The organism is Sulfitobacter sp. M368 (genome assembly GCF_025141875.1).
Lineage (GTDB): Bacteria > Pseudomonadota > Alphaproteobacteria > Rhodobacterales > Rhodobacteraceae > Sulfitobacter > Sulfitobacter mediterraneus_A.
The window spans coordinates 1,158,641-1,180,284 of sequence record NZ_CP081113.1; the positions used below are offsets into that span (position 1 = coordinate 1,158,641).

Here is a 21,644-nt window from a genome sequence, read left to right on the forward strand (position 1 = left end):
AACGCTAGCGGGTCGAGGTCGTAAGGATCTTGCTGTCGAGCGAATAGATCTCCGCCTGGTTCACCCCTTCTTGGGCCAGCAGTGCCTCTGAGTAACTGAGCGCGGATTCGCTTGTGGGGCGCATTTCATCGAACAAGGGCGCGCTGGAGTGGATCACGATGATCTTGGATTTCCCGACAGTTGAATCGTCCACCCGAAACGCGATCTCGCCGTTTTCGCGGGGGCTGTTCACGGCGTATGCCACGCGAATGGTCTGTGCCCCCTCCGCGCCCTCGCGCAGGTCTGCTACGGCGTTGCTGGCGCGGTTGATATTCGGCAGCAGGTGAAAGACGTTGCCAGACACGTCCAGCACTGAAACCGAAAGGTAGCCTGAATTCACCTCGGGCGGCAGTTGTACATCAATCACCGGGTTTTCACCAACGACAAAGTCGCCGGTCAGGTTTGGGGCGTTGTCATTGTCGCCCTGATAAAAGACCACGTCGATGTCGCTGGTCGGAGCCTTGGGCAGAATGCTTTCCATCAGGCACAATGTTGGGTTCAGCAGATCAACTGAGATGTTCACTGGCCGGTCGCCCGCCACATCGCCAAGCGCGGCACTGAGCGCATCACGGCTTTGCGGGCTGGCCATCGTGCCACCAACCGTGATTGCGCTGCCCAGCCCGTAACCCACCGCAGGTGGGTCGATGAGCGACAGAGGCCCGCAATCGGCCCGCGCCTTGAGGATCGGGGTCAACCGTTCCGCCGGCAGGACAATTTCGTTCAGTCGGAAGGCCGCATCTGTCTGAAGTTCGCCAATGGTGCCTGCATCAAACAGGGTTTGAAGCTGGTCATAATCGGCTTTGTCCGTTGTCTCACCTTCGATCACAACGTCATTGCCGGACACGGAGACGCGCCAGACCTCCAGATCATCTACGGCGTCCAGAATTGTCAGGATATCTGCGCCCCAGCTTTCCGCAATTGCGCCGCTGGCGAGGGTCAGATCGGTGGTGCCGTTGGCCGCGCGAATGCGTTCGCGAATTTCGTCTGCCACCATGTCGGACGGGACAAATCCAACAGCGCGGGGCAGGGCATCTTTGGCGCGGGCCATGGACAGGCGGTATGGATCCGCGACGGGCAGGGCGGGGCCCGAGGAAAAGACGCCGGACAGGAACAGCCCGATCCCTATGGCTACTGCAACCAGCCCGCCTATCACCGGAATCAGGACGCGGGATTTCTGTGGATCGGCTTTGGATTTGGCGGGGGCGGCTGGCTTGGCTTGGGCAGCGGTTGGTGCCTTTGGTTGTTTCTTTGGCAGGGGCGCGATGATTGTCGCGTCTGATAAATCATCATCTTCGTCCGGGGAGGCATCTGCGGCTGAGCCATCCAAGGCCGACAGAACCGCCGCCGCGGATTGATAACGGTTGTCCGGCACCGGATCAGTCATCTTATCCAGCAGGGATTTCAGCGGCTCAGGCACACCATCGGTATCAAGGGGCAATGCCTTGTTCTTGACCACCTCCATTGGATTGTTGCCGATGTCGGGGGATTTGCCCCGGAAATTGGCCAACAAAAGCGCGCCCAAGGAATAGATATCTGTCCGTTCATCGGTGTGGCCGGCCATCTGTTCGGGCGCGGCATAGGCGTATTTGCCAGCGAATTCGTTGCCGACAATAGTTTCCGCGCCGGGGTTGGTGTCTTTGGCGATGCCAAAATCGATGATCACTGCCTGCGCCGGATCGCCGCCGCGCAGGATGATGTTGTCAGGCGACAGATCGCGGTGGCAAATATTATGGGCATGTGCGGCCTGCAGCCCTTCGGCAACCCGGCGGCAGATGACCAACAGGTCCTCGGCAGACATCGGCCCTTCTTTGAGCTTTTTATCAAGGCCCGGGCCATCGACATAGTCAATCAGCAGATAAACATGCCCATCGGGCGTGCGGTTGTTTTCGGCATAGCGCACCACCGCGTCATGCCGGATCTCACGCATCGCCTCTTCGCGGGTGAGCAACAGCAGATAGTCATCGTTATTGGCAAATTCGGTCTTGAGAACCTTTAGCGCAACCAGTCGGCCAGAGATCTCTGACCGGGCGCGATAAACGTCGGACGTGCCGCCCCGGCCCAGAATGGCCTCGACCCGGTAGGTATTGTTGACCAGATCACCAATCTGGAACAGGTCGCTGGGAAGGGACTTGGTCATGGTGCTGTCGCTGCCGCAGAGACGGCGAGGCCCATCAACCTAATGCCTGAAATTCAACGCGCCGGTTGTCATCGCTGCGGGGATCGGAGGTGTCAAAAGGTGCACTTTCGCCCAGACCAATCGCTTCGAGGCGGTTTTCATCAACGGCGCATTCGTTCACCAGATGGCGCTTGACCTCTTGAGCGCGCAGCAAGGACAGGTTCTTGTTATAGGACGCAGACCCTGAACTGTCGGTGTGACCGACGATCTGAAACAGTTTGACGTCAACCGCATTCATCACCTGGCACAGCGTGTCGAGCTTCGATTTCTGGTCATCCCGCAACGAGGCACTGTCAAAATCGAACTTGATCTTGATGTTCACCTGATCTGCCTTGGCAACCTGGGAATAGGTGGTCTGTGCCGGTTTGACCGCCGCAGTTTCCGTTGTTGCACCTGTGTCTGACCCGTCTGCGGGCACCAGAACAAGACCACGGGTCTTTTGTTTTTCGAAAGCCTGAGTGATCTCTTCTGCGGTCATCTCAGAAGAGGTCTGCGCGGCGGCAAAGGTCAATGGCATCGCAGAAATTGCAACTGCAAGCGTTACACCCATACATGTTCTACTGCGAGAAATCATAACGCGCTTCCTTTCAAAGGGATCGGGATAATATGCAAAGTCTATCCTAGGCTGCCCTGTCTCACAACGTTTTTGAGGCGGGTGTTCAACTCTGAGGTGGTTTCCGCTTGGCCGCAAGGCCGAAGCAGGCTTTACTCACGCCATCCTGTTTCGGCAGCATCTTGTGGACCTCAGATCATGCGCTTGCTTCCAGCGATCCTCATCAGCCTCGCGATTGTCATCGCGCCGGTCATTTGGCTGCTATTGCCTGCTGTGCTGGTCGAAGAGAACCTGATCGACGGCCCCGCCATTGATTCCGGTGCCCGTATCGAGATTGAGATGCTCAACCAGCGGGTCGAGGATCTGCAAATCCAGATTGAAGAGCTTAGCTCGGAATTGTCCAATGTCGCAGCGCAGGCATCGCGTGCGCCGATGGGTGGCGGCGGCGGGTTGAATTCGGTGCCCGATGATGCCGATACCTTCCGCCAAAGCGGACCAAATGAGATCATAGATTCATACGCGCAGGTTGTTCTGATTGCGAACCGGCGCAAGGTGAACGAGGGTTTGGTCATTGCCGGTCCGCGGCATCTGACCAAGGTGTTCGGCCCACCGCGCGAAGTGTTGTCGGACAATTGCGAAGCGATGACAAACCCCCGATTGAAGGGGAAACTGGTCACCGAAAAGGTCGGTCCCATTCGGGTTCGGATGCTCAAACCGGCCATCGAGTCCTTGCATAAGATCATGCAGAATATTCAGGTGACCGACCCTGATCTTTATGCGCGGATCAACACCGCAGGGGCATTATGTGTCCGGCAGATCCGCGGCACGCGGGGACGGGCATCGACCCATTCCTTTGGCCTCGCGGTAGATCTGAACATCGACGGAGTGCTCGACACATTGGGCGATGGCAAGACCCAGCTGGGCTTGACCATTCTGGCTGATTTTTTCCGCAGCGAAGGCTGGGTCTGGGGCGCCGCATGGGGGCGCGAAGACAGCATGCATTTTGAGGTCAGCCGTCAATTGCTGGACCAATGGATCAAGGACGGACAGCTTTGATCTGACAGGACGATTGCCCGTCCCGCGACTTTTCCTTGTGATTATGCTAAGATCGGCCTGCGTAGAGCTGGGGAGCGGAGTAAATCCGGCCCATAGAGCAAGCGAAAATTCTGCGCTCAGAGGCGGGCGGTGATCTGTGGCGGCCAGAGGCCTGCCATGTCTCTTTGCGCAAATTGGACAATGCGATGGACCATAACCTTTTTCTACAGCTTCGCGCTGTGTTGAACCAATACTATCTGCCAGCCCCCGCGCCGCCGGTGGTTGGATACCTGCGCGGCAGCGCCTCACCGGGGATATGGCGGGCCAAGATTGCGGAGCGCAATGAACAGTTGATGTTGCTCGGAAACGCAGAGCCGACGGCGGCTGATTGGGCCAACGCCGGGGTAGAGCACCGTACCGGCGAGACACTGAGGATCACCCTGCCGATGCTCAATGGTTTTGTCCTGACCTACGGCGGGTTCATGGCGGGGCGGCCATGGGCGGCGATCTGCGACGAGAATGAAGACAGCGTGACCATCGGCTTTCCCAACGCACTTGCGAGTTTTGAGCAGGCCATCGCCCGAAACGGCCAGTAGCCGATCGCAGCGTGGTCCCGCGCAATCGGCCCAGCGGCCCCGATTGATTGACAAATGAACACCCTGCCCATATTCAAGAGGCAACTGGTATAATCAGGTGATCTTTTGTTTTTCGAGAAAAGTCTGAGCCCTTGGCTGTGAACCTCAACCGACTGACGTTTTCGACGGCAGGCGCGGGTCTGCGCGATCTTTCTTGGGGCGGGGTCAATATCCTGCACTCGGTGTTCTTTGCGGTTCGTGGTCTTAAGTGGGAAGTCTTGCCATCGCAGGATGTCGAAGAGGTCCAAACCACGACGCCAGAGCAGTTTCATTGGACCCGTCGCGAGGTGTTTGCGGACAATTTCGAGAGCTGTCTGTCGGTCACGGCGCAAGACAGCGGTTTGATCTCACTTGAGATGTCGCTGACCAGCAGGCGGGCCTTTGAGGTCAATCGCGCCGGGTTCAATGTCTTGTTCCCCATCGACGATCTTTCCGGGAGATCTGCAAACGTCCTGCATTCAAACGGAAGGGTTGAATTGGGGAGGTTTCCAGAGCTGATCAGCCCCGAACAGCCGTTTTTCGATATGCAGGGCATCGAATATACCGTGCAGTCGGCAAAGGTTGCCCTCACTTTTGAGGGCGAGGTTTTTGAGTTGGAGGATCAGCGGAACTGGTCTGATGCATCCTTCAAGGCCTATTGTCCGCCACTTGCCGATCCGCGTCCCAGACGGTTTGAAGCAGGGGAGGTGATTTGCCAGCGCGTGACCGTCAAGATCACTGGCGCACCGCAAAAAAGGGCAACGGTCAAGACCACCCAACCGCGCAGCGTCTGGATGCCGGAGATCTTGCTTGTCGCGGGCAAACCGGCCCCCCAGACGGCCCTTCCGAAAGGCGCGCGACGGTTGGTCCGGTTTGATTCAGATGCACCTTGGACGGATGCTGAATTGGGCAATCTGTCCGGTGGCACCCCCATTGATGCGGAGATTGTGCTGCCGCCCGATCCGACGCGGGCCGAATATTTTATGCGCGGACTTGCCCAAGATCTAAGTGACGCTGGCGTTGAAGTGGCACATGTTGTTGCGCTTCCTTCGGGGTATCTCAAACGGCTGCCGCCGGATGGGGCCGTCCCTTCGGGGCTTGGCCTTGCCGCGGCTGCCGACCTTGCCGCGCAAGCCTTTCGAGGCGCAGGTTTGGGCGTTGGCGCCTTGACCCATTTCACGGAGCTGAACCGTCGCCGGCCATCTGAAGGACAGGGGGCGTATGTAACCCATGGCAATGCCGCAATTGTGCATTCCGCCGATGATCAATCCGTTCTTGAAACCCTCACGGGGTTGCGCCACGTGATGCGCAGTGCCTGCGCCATAGCCGGTGATCGGGCATATCGACTTGGTCTGGTGGCGATCGCGATGCGCAGCAATCCGCATGCAGATGGGCTGCTGCCCAACCCGGATGGCGCACAGATGTCCATGACCGATGATGATCCTCGGCAGCGCACCAGCTTTGGTGCCGCATATGCCGTCGCTGCGGCAACCCTTGCAGCCCGTGCCGGGGCGGAGGCGATCTGCCTCGGGGCGCTGGATGGTCCGTTTTCTATCGCTGACCAAAACCGGCGCCTGCATCCGATTGGCCATGTGGTTGGCCAGTTGGCAGGTTTGTCAGGGCGTAATGTGACAGCGGCCTATGACAACGGTGTTTACCGCCTCAGCGCAGGCACAACAGCGATAACCGCAAATTGCAATCTTACCTCGCAGAGGTTGCCCGATGGCATTTCGCCCGTTGGCACTTTGTTGGTTGGCACAGACGCCGCCGCAGGCACCCATCGCGTGCTGCCTGCGATGTCCTGCCACATCTCTATGCATCCAGACAGACCTTTGCCTCAAAACCGGAGCCGCGCAGATGAGTGACCGAATAGAAGCTGACTATTTGATCGAAACCCCGATTGATCCTGCAGATGCCGCCGCCGTAATGGCGGGAGAGCAATCGTCAGGAACCTTCGTGAAACTGGCATCGGAGACGCCCGAATTGATCGAACGCGCCGCGGCGCGGGTCCAACATGTCGAGACAATAGACACCGTTGCGCAGCCCTCGTTGCCGGGGGCGATCGCGGCGCAATCCTATGCCGTGGCCAAGGTGACCCTGTCCTGGCCGCTGGAAAACCTGGGGCCGTCACTACCCAATCTGATGGCAACGATCTCAGGCAATCTGTTCGAGCTGCGCCAGTTCACCGGGCTGCGCATTCTGGATCTGCGGGTGCCCGCCGCATTCACCAGCCACAACCCCGGCCCAAAATTTGGCATAGAGGGCACCCGCCGGTTGAGCGGGGTGCATAAGCGGCCCTTGATTGGTACGATTATCAAACCATCCGTCGGACTTGACCCAACACAAACCGCTGCGATGGTCGCGGACCTTGCCGAAGCTGGCGTTGATTTTATCAAGGATGACGAATTGCAGGCCGATGGTCCTGCCTGCCCCTTCGAAGATCGGGCGCGTGCAGTCATGGAGGTGATCAACCTCGCCGCAAACAGGACGGGCCGCAAGATTATGTTTGCATTCAACCTGACAGGAGAAGTGGACGAGATGCGCCGCCGGCATGATCTGATACGGGATCTTGGCGGAACCTGTGTGATGGTATCGCTCAACTCTGTCGGACTGTCAGGGATGTTGGCCTTGGCGCGGCATTCCGAATTGCCGATCCATGCGCACCGGAATGGGTGGGGATATCTGAGCCGTGAACCGATGCTTGGGTGGTCTTACGTGGCGTGGCAAAAGTTTTGGCGGCTGGCGGGTGCGGACCACATGCATGTAAACGGGCTGCGCAACAAATTTTGCGAGGCCGACGAAAGTGTGATCCGTTCGGCGCGGGCTTGTTTGACGCCGCTGAGGCCTGAGGCGCCCTGCCTTGCGATGCCTGTCTTCTCATCGGCGCAGACCCCGTTGCAGGCGGCGGAAACCTGTCGGCAATTGGGCAGCGCAGATCTGATCCACGCGGCAGGGGGCGGCATTGCAGGCCACCCCCACGGCGCGGCCGCCGGTGTTCGGGCGATGCGGGCGGCATGGGATGCGGCCATGAATGGTATTCCTATCGGCGAAGCGGCGCGGGGCAATCCGGCGCTGGCGGCGGCAATCAAGGCGTTTGATCAATGATTCCCTTGATGGCGTGGTATGGTGACGACTTCACCGGATCAGCCGCAGTGCTGGAGGTGTTGGCTTTTGCAGGAGTGTCCGGGGTCTTGTTCCTAAAGCCGCCAACCGACCAGCAAAGGGACCGATTTAGCGCTGCACGGGCGGTTGGACTTGCGGGGGCGGCGCGGGCGCAAACGCCAGAATGGATGGAGGCCAATCTGCCAGTGGCCTTTGAGTGGTTGCATCAGAGCGGTGCGGAGATTGCGCTTTACAAGGTTTGCTCCACACTGGATTCCGCCCCGCAGGTCGGGTCAATTGGCCGGGCCATTGATATTGGCCAGCGGGTTTTTGACAATGCATGGGTGCCCTGCCTCGTCGCGGCACCGCAAATGCGCCGCTACCAGTGCTTTGGCCATCTTTTTGCCGGTGCGCCGACCAAAGTGTACCGGTTGGACCGGCATCCCGTGATGGCCCGGCATCCGGTCACGCCGATGCAGGAATCCGATGTTGCGCTGCACCTCTCACGCCAGACCGGGCGGCAGTTCGGGTTGGTTGATCTGGCAGCGCTGGTTGATGATGAAGGGGCTGCGTCCTGTCTGGCCAATGCCGTGCAAAGCGGCGCGGAAATCATCAGTTTGGATGCGCAGAGCGAGGCTGACATGTCCCGTTGCGGCAAGTTGATCTGGGACAACCGCCAAGCGCCGCAATTCGCGGTCGGCTCGCAGGGGGTTGCTTACGCATTGGTGGCCCATTGGGCCGCGACCGGCATTATCCCAACGGCGCCCGCGCTGCCGCGCCTCGCTCCGGTGCAGAATATACTCGCGGTGTCAGGCTCTGTTTCTGCGGTCACTGCGGCGCAGATTGCACATGCCACTTCACACGGATTCGTTGGGATCGCCCTTGATGCTGCTGAGATTGCTGTGGATGGTCCGGCATCGCGCAGGGCGCTGGACGCCGCGCGCGGCGCTGCAGTCAAGGCATTCCAGTCTGGGCAAAGCCCGCTGATCTACACGGCGCGCGGGCCTGACGATCCCGCGGTTGAGCGCTACCGGCGGTCAGTCGCGGCAGCTGGCCTGACACTGCACGAAACGAACCGTCGCATCGGGCATGTCCTTGGCCGACTTCTGCAAGATCTCATTGCACAGACCGGCGCGTCGCGGGTTGTCATATCCGGCGGCGACAGTTCCAGCCATGCCGCCCAAGAGCTGAACATATTTGCGCTTGAGGCGCTTGCACCGGTTTCGCCGGGGGCGGCGATGTTTCGTGCGGCGTCGGACGATCCGGCAACAGACGGGCTAGAGATCGCGTTGAAGGGCGGGCAGATGGGACGCACCAGCTGTTTTTGTGACTTGTGCGACGGTGTGCGGGATCACACCAACCCGTAACTACGGCAAAATGCGCGTGAGGTGGTGAAGGCCGCTGCAATTTCGGTGCGGCTGCACGGATGTTGGCGCCGCACCGGATCCGCGCGGCCCGGACGCGCCAGGCGCAATGGCATTTCCAACGAGGCGGGGACATCCCCATGCTGCATCAGTGCAGGAATGATCTGGTCATAGGGCAAATCGCCTTGGCCAATGGGCGTAAACACCCAATCATCGGCGACGGTTGCAACGTCTTTGAGGTGGTAGTGAACGACGTGCCGCAGATCACCGGCCAGATCGTCAAGCGGGTCACATGCGCCGCGTGAATATGTGAAAACATTGCCGATATCGTAGTTCAATCCGATCCAATCAGCGCCGATCCGGTCAAGCAACGCGTTGCCCTCGGCAAGCGTCCCAATCAGGTTGTCCGCCCCGTGGCCGGGGTTTTCCAAGGCCAGAACAACGCCTGTTGCCTCGCATTCATCTTGCGCAGTCTCAAGCGCGGCGCGAAAACTGTCCATTCGGGCATGAGACGCAGAATTGGTGATCAGGAATTCCGCGCCCAGTTCCGCCGCAAAACGAACCCGGCGGCGCAGCATTTCTGCCGCGTCCGCCTCGCCCAAATCCAGATGTGCCGACACCGCGCGAATGCCCAGGCCTTCGGTCTGGGCGCGGTGCCGCAATTGCCGGGCGGCGGGCTCGGAAAGGTCGGTCTCACCAAAATCGACATAGCCATGAATATAGGCAGGTTCGATCAGCGTGAAACCGGCCTCGGCTATATCGGCGAGACCGGCATCAAAGCTGTAGCCATCGTAGAGAACCGTGGAAACTGCAAGCGTCACGGATCAACCGCCGCTAACGATCAGCTCAGAGGCTTCCTTGACCACTTTGGGGTCGAGGGCGCGGCGCCAGTCATCCTTGACCACCACTTTCTTGGCAAATTCCATCAACCGAAGCGCAGCGTCAGACGGCACTTTGGGTGAGAATCCGAACCACATGGCCAATTCGACGTTGAGATGCCCGATCAGGAAATCAAATGCGGCTTGCCGGTCGATGTCGTAGGTCTTTTCGCATTCATCCACCGCTTCGACCATGACGTCGATGAAGGGCATAGCGACCATCTCGGACAAGCCCGGCTCAAGAATGGCCAGTTGTTCGGTGGTCACCCGGTGCGTGCGGATGATCGGCGACCACATGGTTTCACAAATCTCGCGGCCAATATCGTAGTGTTCCTCTGGTCCCTGCATCAAGGCGCAAACGATGGCTTGATTGGCCACACCGCCGTGATAGTCGCGGCGGGCCTCCCAATCGGTTTCGTCGTTGAAAATGGGCGGATGACACGGATGGCCGATAAAATAGGTGATATCCTCGCGTTCGGGCAAGACCCCGGCATAGGGCGCAGCCGCGTCCAGGATCAGTACAATCGTGCCAGGCTTCAGGCGTGGCACCAATTTGTCCGCGACCTGCCCGATAACAGAATCCGGCAGGGCAAGCACAACAGCATCAACCGTTTTGATCCAATCATCGCCATCGGTCACCGGAATGCCTGCATTGCCAAGGCGTTCCCGGCCTTCGTCAGAAATTTCGATAGCAACCAGATCATATTGAGATTCATGGATTTTTCGCGAAATTCGCGCACCCATTTTTCCGCCTGCACCGAGTATCGCAATTTTATTGTTCATGTACTTACCGTTTGGATTTCAGATAGAGATTATGTGATTAACATAGTATACCACTTTATGCGGCAAACCCCGAGATAAGTCAACACTGCGGCCAAAGGGCTGGAAACGTCGGGTTCACTGGTTTACATGTCATACAAGTGCAATGAGCGATCGGAAGATCTTGAGATAGCGAGGCAACCTTGGCCCCCCAGACCCAACCGATACGACGTCGAAAGCTGAGCGACGAAGTCAAAGAGCGCATTCTTGAGACCATTCAACGCGAGGCTTTGGGGCCGGGGGATATCCTGCCGTCAGAGCGCGAGTTGATGAACCAGTATGGCGTTGGCCGACCCGCGATTCGAGAGGCGATGCAATCGCTGCAAAGCATGGGTTTGATCGAGGTGCGCCACGGCGAACGGCCGCGGGTCGCAGAACCGTCCATGGATGGTGCGCTGGATCAGATGAGCCTGACAATGAAGCATATCCTGTCGCATTCCGGGACCACGCTTGAGCATCTCAAGGAAGCCCGGATCGGGCTGGAATGCTATTTGGTGGGCCGGGCCGCAGATATGCGCACGCAGGCGCAATTGGATCATCTGGCCGAGATCATGGATGCGCTGCGGGACGCGCGGGATGCGCCGGTGAAATTCATGACTTTGGACGGCCGTTTCCATCAGGCAATCGCCGAGATACCCGGCAATCCGCTTTACAGTGCTGTGACCCATGCGATTTTCGACTGGCTTTCGGTGTTTCACGTCGCCAATGTGCGCACGCCGGGCCTCGAAGAGCTGACCCTGTCAGAGCATCAAGAGATTTTTGATGCCATCGCCCAGGGGGATCCGACGCAGGCGCGCAGCGCGATGAAACGGCACCTGATGCGCAGCAATGCCCTGTACGATCAGGCCAACGCCCGCAGCGATTCCTAGCAACCCTCTCGCACGGATGGTTACTGCGGCGCCGCACCTATCGGGGCAGAAAGCGCATAGGCTTGTTCGACCAGACGCAGCGTTTTGAGATTGTCCTCAAGACCGGTCTCAAAGGCGCCGCCGCTTTCCAGTTGTTCAACAAAATGCGCGATGGTCGCGGATGCGGCCTCGGCAAGCAGGTTGTCCTCACCAAAGTCGATTTCCTGAGGTTGCGGCCCATGCAGGCGCAGCAAAGTGTTTTCAAGGGTCACGCGCCCCTTCGAACCCAGTATTTCCAGCCAATCGCTTGCGCCGTTTGGGGTGCCATGTGCGGTCATATCGCCGCTGATCAACACCGGAACCGCGTTGGTGGTTTCTGCATTTAAGGTTGCCGAGGTTTCGCCGGTGATTTGAGGATCCACGCGGGCGGCGCGGGCAGAGATCAGATTGAGATCCCCGACAAGGAAACGAACCGTGTCGATGTTGTGGATCAACACTTCGGCAAGCACGAGGCGGGGCTCTTTCAACATGAACGGCTGGCGGCCAGCCGCAGGCCGCATGCCGGTCTCATCAGGCAGCATCGCGGTGGACCGCATCGCCATCGAGACATGGCGAATGTCACCGACAAGACCCTGGTCAATCCATTGTTTGATCCGGCGGTAGGGCTGGCGGAACCGCCAGTTTTCATGCACCATAAACCGGTCTTCCGCGCACAGCTTTTGCGCAAACTCTTCCGCCTCGGCCAGTGAGGGTGCAAGCGGTTTTTGACAAATGACAGGCAATCCGGCCGCGAGACCGGCCAGCGATTGTTCGATGTGCACCTGTCGAGGGGCCGCGACGTCCAGCACGTCAATCTCGCCTGCATCTATCATGGCGCGTGCATCCGTGTGGATTTTGCCAATCTGGTAGTGATCCGCGGTGAAATGTGCCCGTGCAAGGTCCGGGTCCGCGATGGCCACCACTTCTGCACCTGCGCGGCGCCATGCCTCGATATGTACAGGCGCGATATAGCCAGCGCCGGATAGTCCAATTCTCAGTCCCATGTTGTCACCATTTGGTCCGCCGGCGTCCGGGCGCCTGCGCAATCAGTTCTGGATCTTTGGTCAGCCAATCAACGGTCCATTCATTGTGCAAATGGTCATTGGTATCGGCCATCCATCCGACCATCTTGCGTTTGAGCATATCCAAGACGTCTGCGTGGTCCTTGCTTTGGGCCAGATTGACCATCTGCCATGGGTCTTCCTTGCGATCATAAAGCTCGTCGATATCGTTGGTGTGGTAGATGTAGGCCCAATCGTCGGTGGTCAGCAGCCGCATGGAATACAGCCCCATATGGCTGCCGTGAAATTCGCAATAGGCGCTATCTGGCCAGTCGTCCGGGGGTGGGGCGCCTTTCATTTGGCTGAGCAGGGACCGGCCATGAAACACGTCTGGCCTTTCGGCACCGGCGATTTCCATGACCGTGCCGCAAATGTCGAGAAAATGATGCACGAAGGCGTCACAGGTGCTGCCCTTCGGGATCACTCCGGGCCACCGCATGAGCATGGGCACGCGGTAGATCTCTTCGTACATCGTGTAGTCTTTGTTGCATATTCCATGGGCCCCGATGGTGTCGCCGTGATCGGATGTCCAGATTACCAGCGTATCATCGTCGAGCCCCAGAGCCGTGAGGTGGTCAAGCACACGCCCGACCTGATCGTCGATCATTGTGATCTCGCCGTAATAGGCCGAGATCAGTTTCGCCCAATCGGCCCAGGGCAGATTTTCCGTGCGCCAGTGCTTTTGTTTGATGCTCTGGACCGAGGGTTTTCCCTCCAGGGTGTCGGCATTGTTCGGCCATTGCGGGATATCCGCCGGGTCGTACATCGAAAAATAGGGCTCTGGCACAACATTGGGGAAATGCGGTCCGTGAAAATCAAGCCGCAGGAAAAATGGATCATCGCCCGCATGGTGTTTGTCGATCAGTCGAATGGCATTGTCGGCCAGAAAGGCGGGGCGGCTTTTGTCGGCAGGTGCCTCGTCCCTGACAGCGCGTTGGGTGAGGTAATCGTTAAAGGCGTCAGGCATGGCTAACCCCTGATCCTGCCGCCAAGTCATGTAGTCGCCCAGACTGACATAATCTTCGTAGCCAAACCCCGGCGGGTCGATCTTTGAGACATGCCATTTGCCAACATAGCCCATCCGGTATCCTGCCAACTTCAAAGCGGCAGACATCCGATCATCGGCAGGTTCAAGCTGAGCGCGCACCGGATGCAGGCCCACATTGGTCAACACGCGATGTTCATGCGGATAAACACCACTGAGCAGGGAACACCGCACGGGCGAGCACAGGCCTGTGGGCGTAAAGGCCTTGTCAAATCGCATGCCGGCTTTGGCAACCTTGTCCATGTTCGGGGTCCGGCAGACAGTGGACCCGTAGGCCCCGACGGAATCCACCCGTTGTTGGTCGGTTACAATGACAAGAATGTTAGGCCGGCTCATTCAGTTTCCTTTGGTTTGATCTGGCAACTACGACGTACGCCATGGCTGCAACAAATTACGCGGTGTGCGGTTGGCGACACGCTGCCGTTCATGATGAATGGCGTCGGTCATCGGATTTGGATTGCCCGCTGCGTTCAATCCCACGCGCATCATGCGGCCGGACCGCAGATAGAGATAGGCTGCGCCAGCAGGGCCGGGGAGCAGGCCAACCGTGGCTGTCATGGCCAACATCGACAATGCCAGAATGGTAAAGCAGGCCAGCGGATACCGCAGGACAATCCCGGCAAGTTCGGCAAGTCTGCGGGGTAGGGCGGCGGCGCGATCCAAGGCAAAGGCGGGCGACAATACGGCAAGTTCCAGCACGACGAGGATCAGCCAACCGCCGCCCACGGCCCGCGCTACCCCTTGGGCAGAACCCGCATCAGCGCCCAGCAGCAAAAGCATTGCCGCCCCGCCAAGCCCGACCAAGGTGAAAGCCAAAACAAGGCAAAACAGCCAGTCGGGCCGCATCGATGAAACGTTGATATCGGCCCGCGCCGCAACTTGGCTTACCAGTTCTGCAGTGGCGGCCAATGCCACGAGGCCAAACCAAACCGCGACCACCATCGCGGGCGCAAACAACACCGGCGACAACGCATAGGTCAGCGAGATCGGGTATAGAAAAAGCGCGGCAAGGCTCAGCACAGCGATATTCAGGCCGAAACAAGAGACGGCATTGTCCCACAGATCAACCAAGGACCGGCGGAGCAGGGCAGCGATCATATGTCTTTGCCCGTCAGTGCGATGCCGCCATCATCAAAGAAATGAAGCCGCGCTTCGGCAAAACCCAAGGACAATGCATCGCTTGAAGGTATCGACCCACCTTCGGCCTGCAAAATAGTGAAGTCGCCAAACGGCAGCGAAATATGGTGATAGGCCCGGTCGCCCAAATGCTCTGCCCCCAGTTCGGTAAAATCGGCAGCAGCAATGTTTACCGTGCTCCCGCCGACAATCACATGTTCAGGGCGCACACCCAAGGTGCGGGTGCCTTGTGGCACTTGCCGCTTGAACTTTGCCTGAAGGCCGCCTTGCAGATACACAACCGATCCTTTTGGCCCGTTGTCCACTTTTTCGACGGGCAGGAAATTCATCGAGGGTGAGCCGATGAACCCCGCAACAAATCGGTTTGCGGGATGGTTGTAGATATCAAGCGGCGCACCGACCTGTTGAACATAGCCACTGTTCAGGATCACCACGTTATCGGCCAAGGTCATCGCCTCGACCTGGTCATGGGTGACAAAGATCATTGTGGCACCCAGTTCCTTTTGCAATCTGGCAATTTCGAGCCGCATCTTGACCCGCAATTCGGCGTCAAGGTTAGACAGCGGTTCATCGAACAAGAACACCTTGGGATTGCGGATCATCGCACGGCCCATGGCAACCCGCTGGCGTTGGCCGCCTGAAAGGTCACGCGGCAGCCTGTCCAGAAGCGGCTCAAGCTCAAGCACACGGGCGGTTTCGCGCACCTTGATGTCAATTTCTGACTTTGGCGTGCCCTTCATTTTCAGGGGAAAAGCCATGTTCTTGAAAACAGTCTGGTGCGGGTAAAGCGCATAGTTCTGAAACACCATGGCACATCCGCGTTCCGACGGGTCGGCCTCATTCACGATCCGGTCCCCGATCTGCAATTCGCCATCGCTGATGTCTTCCAGGCCCGCGATCATCCGCAGCAGGGTGGACTTGCCGCAGCCTGACGGGCCAAGCAGGACCGTCAGCTTGTTGGCCTCAATTTCCAGATCAATGCCATGCAATACTTCAACGGAACCATACCGTTTGACGGCTTTGGTAAGGGTTACTTGTGTCATGGGCCTATCCTTTGACCGCGCCGGCCATGGCCGAGCGAATAAACAATTTCTGGAACACCAGATAAACGACCAGGATCGGCAGCAGTGACAACAGCACGCCCGAGAAGATCGCCTCGAAGTTGGTGGTGAACGTGCCGCCTATAGATGCCACAAATGCGGGCAGGGTGTAGTTGTCAGGTCTCAGCAGCACCAGCGCATGTAGCAGATCGTTCCAGAACCAGGGCATGGTAATGGACGCAAAGACGGCAAAGGGTGTCCCCATAAGCGGCAGCAGGATGTAGAGGAAATAGTGATAGTGTTTGCCCCCATCCATATAGACGGACTCTTTCAATTCGCGCGGAACTGTTGCGATGTAGGAGGTAAATACCATCGTGGACAGGGCGCCGCCTTTGATGTGCAGCAAGACCAGCGACAGCAGGCTGTTTTCCAACCCCAGATACCGCGTGATGATGATGTATTGGGGCAAGATGACCATCATGGGTGGAATGATCATGTTCAATAGGTAGGTGTTGTAGACGAACATATGCCATCGCCGCCGGAACCCGGCCAGGGCTGATCCGGTCATGATCCCCAAAAGGGCCCCGACCAGAACGGAGGCACCAGTAACAACGATTGTGGCTATGAGTGAGCGGACAAAGCCATTGTTCACAATGGTATAAATCCCATTGTATTGGACAAACGGTTCGAGATAGCTGCGGATGCTCTCCGGCTCGATCTCATACTTCTCGGCGATCTGGCTCAGTTTCAGCTGGGGGTTCAGATACCCTTTGATCCCCATCTCCCGCCGGAAGGCGCGGGCATCGACGTTGTAGATTGTTGATAGATCACCGATCCGCGCATTCATCGACAGGTCGCGGCGCTCGGGGATCCAAAGGTGCAATTCGGTGGACTCAATTGTCGGCGTGAAAGCCCGCACCGCCAGAATATAGAAGGGTGTCAGCGTCAACAGACAATAGGCCGATAGAAAGGCAATCAGCAGGTACTTTTTCCGGGTAGATTTACGCATCAGTGATAGCTCAATTTCTTTTGCAGCCGGTTGAGCCAGAACGCGAGAAACACGAGTGGCAGGAAAATCACCATTGACGCGGTTATACCTTGCGCCAGGGTGCCAATCTTGGCGCCGCCCATCGTCGCAGACCCGAAACCAAGCTGATAGATGAAGATAGACATAAATTCACCGTTCTGATTGCCAGCCAATGCACCGAGGCCGACAAGTTCATCGAAGATCCCGAAAGAATTGATGATGGAGAAGATGGTCGCGATGATCATGCTGGGCACGATCTGCGGCAGGTATATGTACCTGACACGCTGCCAATAGCGGGCGCCGTCCATGCGTGCAGATTCGATTGTCTCACTGGGAATAGCAAGCAACCCACCCAGAAACAGCGCCATGTTAAATCCGGCCGCTTTCCAACCGTACATGAAGGGCAGGACATAAAGTGAGGTTGTCTCGCTTTTGGCATCAAAGGCATTGTTGCTGAACCCTGCCTCGGACAAAATCAGATTGAACGATCCGGTGTCCGTGGAAAACAGCATGACCATGATCAGGCCAACCCCGATGCCGGACAACATCCAAGGCATATAGATGATGGTAAAGAACAGCCCCTTCAGCTTTGACACCAATTCGAACATGGCGAGCGCCAGCAAAAAGCCGAACAGAAAGACCATCACGTAATTCACACAGGAAAAGATGATCGTGCGCCGCAATGCTGCAAAAAGCCGTTCATCAAGCGGCCCCTGAAACAACGAGGCGATATTGTCGAACCCGACCCAATTGACGTCCTGATCAAGGAAGTCCACCTGATCGGTAAAGATGATCGGAAGCGCAATCGCGAAGGGCAGGATCTGCAGGCCGATGTAGATGATATACTGCGGTGCGATGTAAATCAGATCGGTCAGAAATTCCCGCCTGCTCCGTGCCTTTGCGGCTTGATCGCGCGTGGCCTTATTGGAGGCCACGCGCCCGTGTTGACTGCTCGTATTCATGCCTTGCTCCGTCGCAATAGCCTGGGTGGAAAAGGTGGTTAGCGGGTGATCCTATTGCCCGTAAGCTTGGTCCCACCGTTCCTGCATCAGAGCAAGCAAATCAGCGAGGCTTTGTTCACCGGAAACGTAATCACCGATTTCAGATGCCATCACGTTATCTTCGATCACGAAAGGTGTGCCACTTTTTTGCATCGGACCGGCCGCAGCCTGACCACCAAGGGAGCTGTCAAAAGTGATCTCGCCTGCGTCAAGGGATGGCCCGACCAGCTTGAGATATTGCGGGTTTTGCAATTCCACACCGCCCTGTTCGGACAGATCCATGGCGGGGACATAGCCAACAGCTTCGGCGCGCAGTTTGACGATCTCCGGGGAGGTCCACCAGTAAAATGCCTTTTTCGCCGCGTCAAAGTTCGGATCGTCTTTGTTGGCCGCATAAAGGGCAGAGCCACGATCAGCGGTTGTTGCATCCTGCCACACGACGCCATCGGCATTTGGCGGGAAAAAGATGCCGTCAAGTTCCACATCGGGATTCTGCGCCATCACCTTGTTCCAAAGCCAAGGTCCATGCACGGCAAGGATGGATTTGCCGGTGATAAAGCTGGCTTCAAACTCCTGCTCCCATGCGCGATTCCACCAGTTGTTCGGGAAATAACCCTTTTCGGTGAACTCTTTGGCCAGTTTCAGGGCCGGCACCAATGGGTTGTTCGCCTCATCGGTCCAGGCAATTTTGCCAGTCCACAAATCGCGCACATCTTCTTTGGAGGCGCCGAGGCCAACGGCCCATGCTTCCAACATCCAGCGGCCCCAGAAACGTGGATGCCAACCGATATCAAGAACATATTCCAGATCGTCGCGGCCCGCGACGTAGACCTTGAGTTCTTCGAGAAGCGCCCGCAAGTCATCGACGGATTTCACTGATTTAGGGTCAAGTCCGGCCAACTTCATCTCGTCGGCGTAGTAGATCATGTTCAGGAACAAGCCACCCTGCACGTTGAATGCGGGGGCATAGCCTTTTACGCCATGGGTTTTTTCAAAGATCTGGCGGGCGTCGTAGTTGGCCTTGTCCCACCACGGAAAATCAATTTCCATGAGGTTCAGGTATGTCTTGTAATTGTCTTGTGTAGGAAATGTCAGGCCGCGAATGTCGGGTGGATCGCCAGCGGCTACACGCGCTTGAAAGGCCGCTTCGGTGTCTTCGTTGATTGCAAACAGCTCGATCTTTACGCCGGGATTTTCTTCCTCGTAAAGATCCCAGATCGCCCGATCCTGGGCAAAATACTCTGGTTGAGTGGCCGAAACTTCCAGCACGGTCTCTTGTGCAGCGGCCATTCCGGTCAGGCCTGCAACCGCGAAACTGACCGCGCAGCCCAATCTTGATAGTGCCTTTGACATTGTCTTCCCCCTATTCGTTTTGCTTTATGCGGTATCAATATCATGTCATCATACCAGTTGTAAATCTTTATTATCGGCCAATGAAATGTCACGAAGCCAAGGCCGGATTCCGGCGCATGATACGGCTGTGGCATTGGGTGGGTGTTGGCCGATTTTGACAGGACGCCCGAATTCTATGTCAATACATCAGTGAGTTAAGATTGGATCGCTACCTTTCTGTAAATGAGCCGAAACACCCCGGTCGCGCAGTCTCATCGTGCTTGGGCGACTTGCGCCTCAACGAAATGCACGGCGCGGCGCAGCAGGAAATGCATCTCCAGCCGCAGACATTTGAAGAGAAACGCCCTATGGTCGCTCGAAAACCATTCAGGGACCACGCGCCCCTTGTGAAAGGATAAATCCATGTTGACCGATAGCTATGGCAACCAAATTACGGTCACGTCCCAAGCGGCACTGGATCAATACGACCTGGGTGTCAGACAGTTCCTGGCGGCAGATTTTGGCGCGGCAGAGGCGTTTCAAACGGCCGTTGATCAGGATGAAGGTTTTGCCCTTGGGCATGTGGGGCTGGCGCGGGCGCTGATGATGTCCGGCCAAATGCCGGCGGCCAAGGCCGCGATGGCCCGCGCCCAAACTCTTGCGGCCAGACTGGATACACGGCAGCGCCAGCATGTCGAGTGCTTTGCCCTGCTGTTTGCGGGCCAACCGCACAAAGCCCGCGCAATGGTGAAGAGCCATGTGCGCGCCTATCCACGGGATGCGCTTGCAGCCCAGCTTTGCGCGAATGTGTTCGGATTGATCGGGTTTTCTGGCGAAGTGGGTCGCGAGGCCGAATTGCTGGCCTATACCTCGGCCCTCTTGCCGCACTATTGCGAGGATTGGTGGATGATGTCGATGCATGCGCTGTCCCTCTGTGAGACCGGTCAGATCGACGCATCGATGCAGTTGATGGACAAGTCGCTGGCCCTGAATGCGCGCAATGCCAATGCGGCCCATTTCAAATCACACGCGCAATATGAGGCCGGAGATACGACGGCGGGGCGTCGGTATCTGGCCGATTGGCTTGTGGATTATGACGACCGCGCCGTGCTGCATGGGCACCTGAGCTGGCATGCCGCACTTTGGGCGCTTCATGACGGCGATGCGCAGGGCATGTGGGCGGCGATTGATGTTGGCGTCGGTCCGCAGGCGGCGAAGGGCCTGCCGATCAATGTGCTGACAGATACCGCCGCGATCTTTTACCGAGCCGAACTTGCGGGCCTGCCCGTTGCTCCGAAACGCTGGTCGGAATTGAGTGAGTATGCCACACAGCTTTTCCCCGAAACCGGCCAAAGCTTCGCCGATATGCATGCGGCCTTGGCCCATGCCATGGCGGGGAACGCAGATCGTCTGGCCTATATCTGCGACACAGCCAAGGGCTTTGCCGGCGATCTTGTACAGCCCGTCGCGCGGGCATGGGGGGCGATTGCGCGTCAGGATTGGCAGGCGGCGTTGGAGGAGCTGGTCATGGTTATGGGAACAACGGAGCGGCTTGGCGGCAGCCGCGCCCAACGTGATCTGCTGGAACTGACCTACGCCAATGTCCTGCTCAAGCTTGGCCTGACCGAAGAGGCACGGCGCAGCTTGAACACGCGCAGGCCGGTGCTGGCCGCTGCCCCGCCGATTGCAGGCTTTGGGGCGTAACCGCGATTTGGCGGGAATGGCCAGAACCGCGTGTCGGAACCAAGCGTTTGCAGCCTTTCACGCCGGAAACAGGCCGAAATTTCGTCTGTCCGCGCTTGGAAAGCATGTGCTATCCAAATGGTATGACTGACGACACCAAGACCGCCAAGCCGCCGCGGCGCAGAGGGCGCAAACCCAATTCCAACATCAATCGCAGCAGTATTCTGGACGCTGCGATCATGCTGGCGCTTGAGAATGGGCCAGAGGCCCTCTCGACGGTGCGCATTGCGCGGGCGATGGATATTGTGCAGTCCGGTTTTTACGCGCATTTCAAGAACATGGACGACTGTATCTCGGCCCTTGCGCTGCGGATCGAAGCATCGGTGCGGGCGCCCATTGCAGAACGAATGGCGGCGCTGCGGCAGTCCAATCCAAGTGATGCAGCGACGTTGACCCCCTATTACGAGGGGCTGTTCGATCTGATCGAAGACACCGGCCCACTGATGGAATTGTTCCTGCGCTACCGGCAGGATCGCAGCCCGTTGGGCGCGGTGCTGGATCAAGGTGAGGCGGCGCTGGTGGAGGATCTTACCGATCACCTGGATGCAATCATGCCAGCGGATGCAGGTGCCCCGGCGCTGGCCCATCGCAGTGCAAAAGACCGGCGTCAGGCTTGCTTCGTCATGGCGCATTTTCTTGTGCGCCAGACATTTGAGGGGGTCCGCATGTGGCGGGAAGGGCAGCTGGCCCGCACCGCCGCGGCCCGGCTTTTGGCCGAACAGACTGCGGTGTTTGGTGTCAGTGCCGCAGCCGCAGGGATGTTTGCCCGGCAGGTTGATCAAGCTTAGGGA

19 protein-coding genes are annotated in these 21,644 nt (G+C 57.9%); 8 read left to right on the plus strand and 11 right to left on the minus strand.

Going from position 1 to position 21,644, the window contains the following annotated elements; all coding sequences use genetic code 11:
- Positions 1–4: 4 nt before the first annotated feature.
- Both K3754_RS05850 and K3754_RS05855 read right to left on the minus strand, forming a co-directional pair.
- Positions 5–2,176, minus strand: coding sequence for a serine/threonine protein kinase (locus K3754_RS05850; protein WP_259941864.1), 2,172 nt, complete (start codon positions 2,174–2,176; stop codon positions 5–7).
- A 34-nt stretch (positions 2,177–2,210) separates the two neighbouring features.
- Entirely contained in the window at positions 2,211–2,765 is a 555-nt protein-coding gene (locus K3754_RS05855) for an OmpA family protein (RefSeq protein WP_203211912.1), read from the minus strand.
- Between the two features lie 201 nt (positions 2,766–2,966).
- Here K3754_RS05855 and K3754_RS05860 point away from each other — a divergent pair, with 201 nt between their 5' ends.
- The 5 genes from K3754_RS05860 (at position 2,967) to K3754_RS05880 (ending at position 8,886) form a co-directional block, all read left to right on the plus strand.
- The gene (locus K3754_RS05860; protein WP_203211911.1) at positions 2,967–3,824 is read left to right on the plus strand and encodes a M15 family metallopeptidase; all 858 of its coding nucleotides are present in this window, start codon (positions 2,967–2,969) and stop codon (positions 3,822–3,824) included.
- Positions 3,825–4,009: 185 nt separating this feature from the next.
- On the plus strand, positions 4,010–4,399 hold the full coding sequence (locus K3754_RS05865; RefSeq protein ID WP_259941867.1) for a hypothetical protein: 390 nt from the start codon (positions 4,010–4,012) through the stop codon (positions 4,397–4,399).
- Between the two features lie 131 nt (positions 4,400–4,530).
- Positions 4,531–6,282: a hypothetical protein gene (locus tag K3754_RS05870; protein WP_259941869.1), complete on the plus strand. Its 1,752-nt coding sequence runs from the start codon at positions 4,531–4,533 to the stop codon at positions 6,280–6,282.
- Complete coding sequence (locus K3754_RS05875; protein WP_259941872.1) at positions 6,275–7,522, plus strand: ribulose-bisphosphate carboxylase large subunit family protein; 1,248 nt, start codon at positions 6,275–6,277, stop codon at positions 7,520–7,522. The genes K3754_RS05870 and K3754_RS05875 overlap by 8 nt, the downstream gene beginning before the upstream one ends.
- Complete coding sequence (locus tag K3754_RS05880; protein ID WP_259941874.1) at positions 7,519–8,886, plus strand: four-carbon acid sugar kinase family protein; 1,368 nt, start codon at positions 7,519–7,521, stop codon at positions 8,884–8,886. Before K3754_RS05875 ends, K3754_RS05880 begins: the two co-directional genes overlap by 4 nt.
- Here the strand turns inward: K3754_RS05880 and K3754_RS05885 are convergent.
- Positions 8,871–9,704, minus strand: a complete 834-nt coding sequence (locus tag K3754_RS05885) for a sugar phosphate isomerase/epimerase (protein WP_259941875.1) — start codon at positions 9,702–9,704, stop codon at positions 8,871–8,873. The genes K3754_RS05880 and K3754_RS05885 overlap by 16 nt on opposite strands.
- 3 nt (positions 9,705–9,707) lie before the next feature.
- Positions 9,708–10,544, minus strand: a complete 837-nt coding sequence (locus K3754_RS05890; protein WP_259941876.1) for a phosphogluconate dehydrogenase C-terminal domain-containing protein — start codon at positions 10,542–10,544, stop codon at positions 9,708–9,710.
- Between the two features lie 179 nt (positions 10,545–10,723).
- On the opposite strand from K3754_RS05890, the gene nanR reads away from it, so the two are divergent.
- Positions 10,724–11,449, plus strand: coding sequence for a transcriptional regulator NanR (nanR, locus tag K3754_RS05895; RefSeq protein ID WP_259941877.1), 726 nt, complete (start codon positions 10,724–10,726; stop codon positions 11,447–11,449).
- Between the two features lie 20 nt (positions 11,450–11,469).
- On the opposite strand, the gene K3754_RS05900 is transcribed toward nanR, so the two are convergent.
- The 7 genes from K3754_RS05900 to K3754_RS05930 are packed head-to-tail and all read right to left on the minus strand — an operon-like array spanning position 11,470 to position 19,131.
- Positions 11,470–12,471: a Gfo/Idh/MocA family protein gene (locus K3754_RS05900; protein WP_259941879.1), complete on the minus strand. Its 1,002-nt coding sequence runs from the start codon at positions 12,469–12,471 to the stop codon at positions 11,470–11,472.
- 4 nt (positions 12,472–12,475) lie between these two features.
- Positions 12,476–13,909 (minus strand): sulfatase-like hydrolase/transferase, encoded by a 1,434-nt coding sequence (locus tag K3754_RS05905; RefSeq protein ID WP_259941882.1) that lies wholly within the window; start codon positions 13,907–13,909, stop codon positions 12,476–12,478.
- Between the two features lie 27 nt (positions 13,910–13,936).
- A complete protein-coding gene (locus K3754_RS05910; RefSeq protein WP_259941885.1) occupies positions 13,937–14,671 on the minus strand; it encodes a hypothetical protein in 735 nt (244 codons plus the stop codon).
- A complete protein-coding gene (locus K3754_RS05915) occupies positions 14,668–15,753 on the minus strand; it encodes an ABC transporter ATP-binding protein (RefSeq protein ID WP_259941887.1) in 1,086 nt (361 codons plus the stop codon). Before K3754_RS05915 ends, K3754_RS05910 begins: the two co-directional genes overlap by 4 nt.
- Before the next feature lie 4 nt (positions 15,754–15,757).
- Entirely contained in the window at positions 15,758–16,759 is a 1,002-nt protein-coding gene (locus K3754_RS05920) for a carbohydrate ABC transporter permease (RefSeq protein ID WP_259941890.1), read from the minus strand.
- A complete protein-coding gene (locus K3754_RS05925; RefSeq protein ID WP_259941892.1) occupies positions 16,759–17,739 on the minus strand; it encodes a carbohydrate ABC transporter permease in 981 nt (326 codons plus the stop codon). The genes K3754_RS05920 and K3754_RS05925 overlap by 1 nt, the downstream gene beginning before the upstream one ends.
- A 51-nt stretch (positions 17,740–17,790) precedes the next feature.
- Complete coding sequence (locus K3754_RS05930) at positions 17,791–19,131, minus strand: ABC transporter substrate-binding protein (protein WP_259941896.1); 1,341 nt, start codon at positions 19,129–19,131, stop codon at positions 17,791–17,793.
- A gap of 402 nt (positions 19,132–19,533) precedes the next feature.
- Between K3754_RS05930 and K3754_RS05935 the strand changes: the two genes are divergently transcribed.
- Positions 19,534–20,814: a tetratricopeptide repeat protein gene (locus K3754_RS05935; RefSeq protein WP_259941898.1), complete on the plus strand. Its 1,281-nt coding sequence runs from the start codon at positions 19,534–19,536 to the stop codon at positions 20,812–20,814.
- Between the two features lie 122 nt (positions 20,815–20,936).
- Positions 20,937–21,641 (plus strand): TetR/AcrR family transcriptional regulator, encoded by a 705-nt coding sequence (locus K3754_RS05940; protein ID WP_259941901.1) that lies wholly within the window; start codon positions 20,937–20,939, stop codon positions 21,639–21,641.
- Positions 21,642–21,644 lie beyond the last annotated feature (3 nt).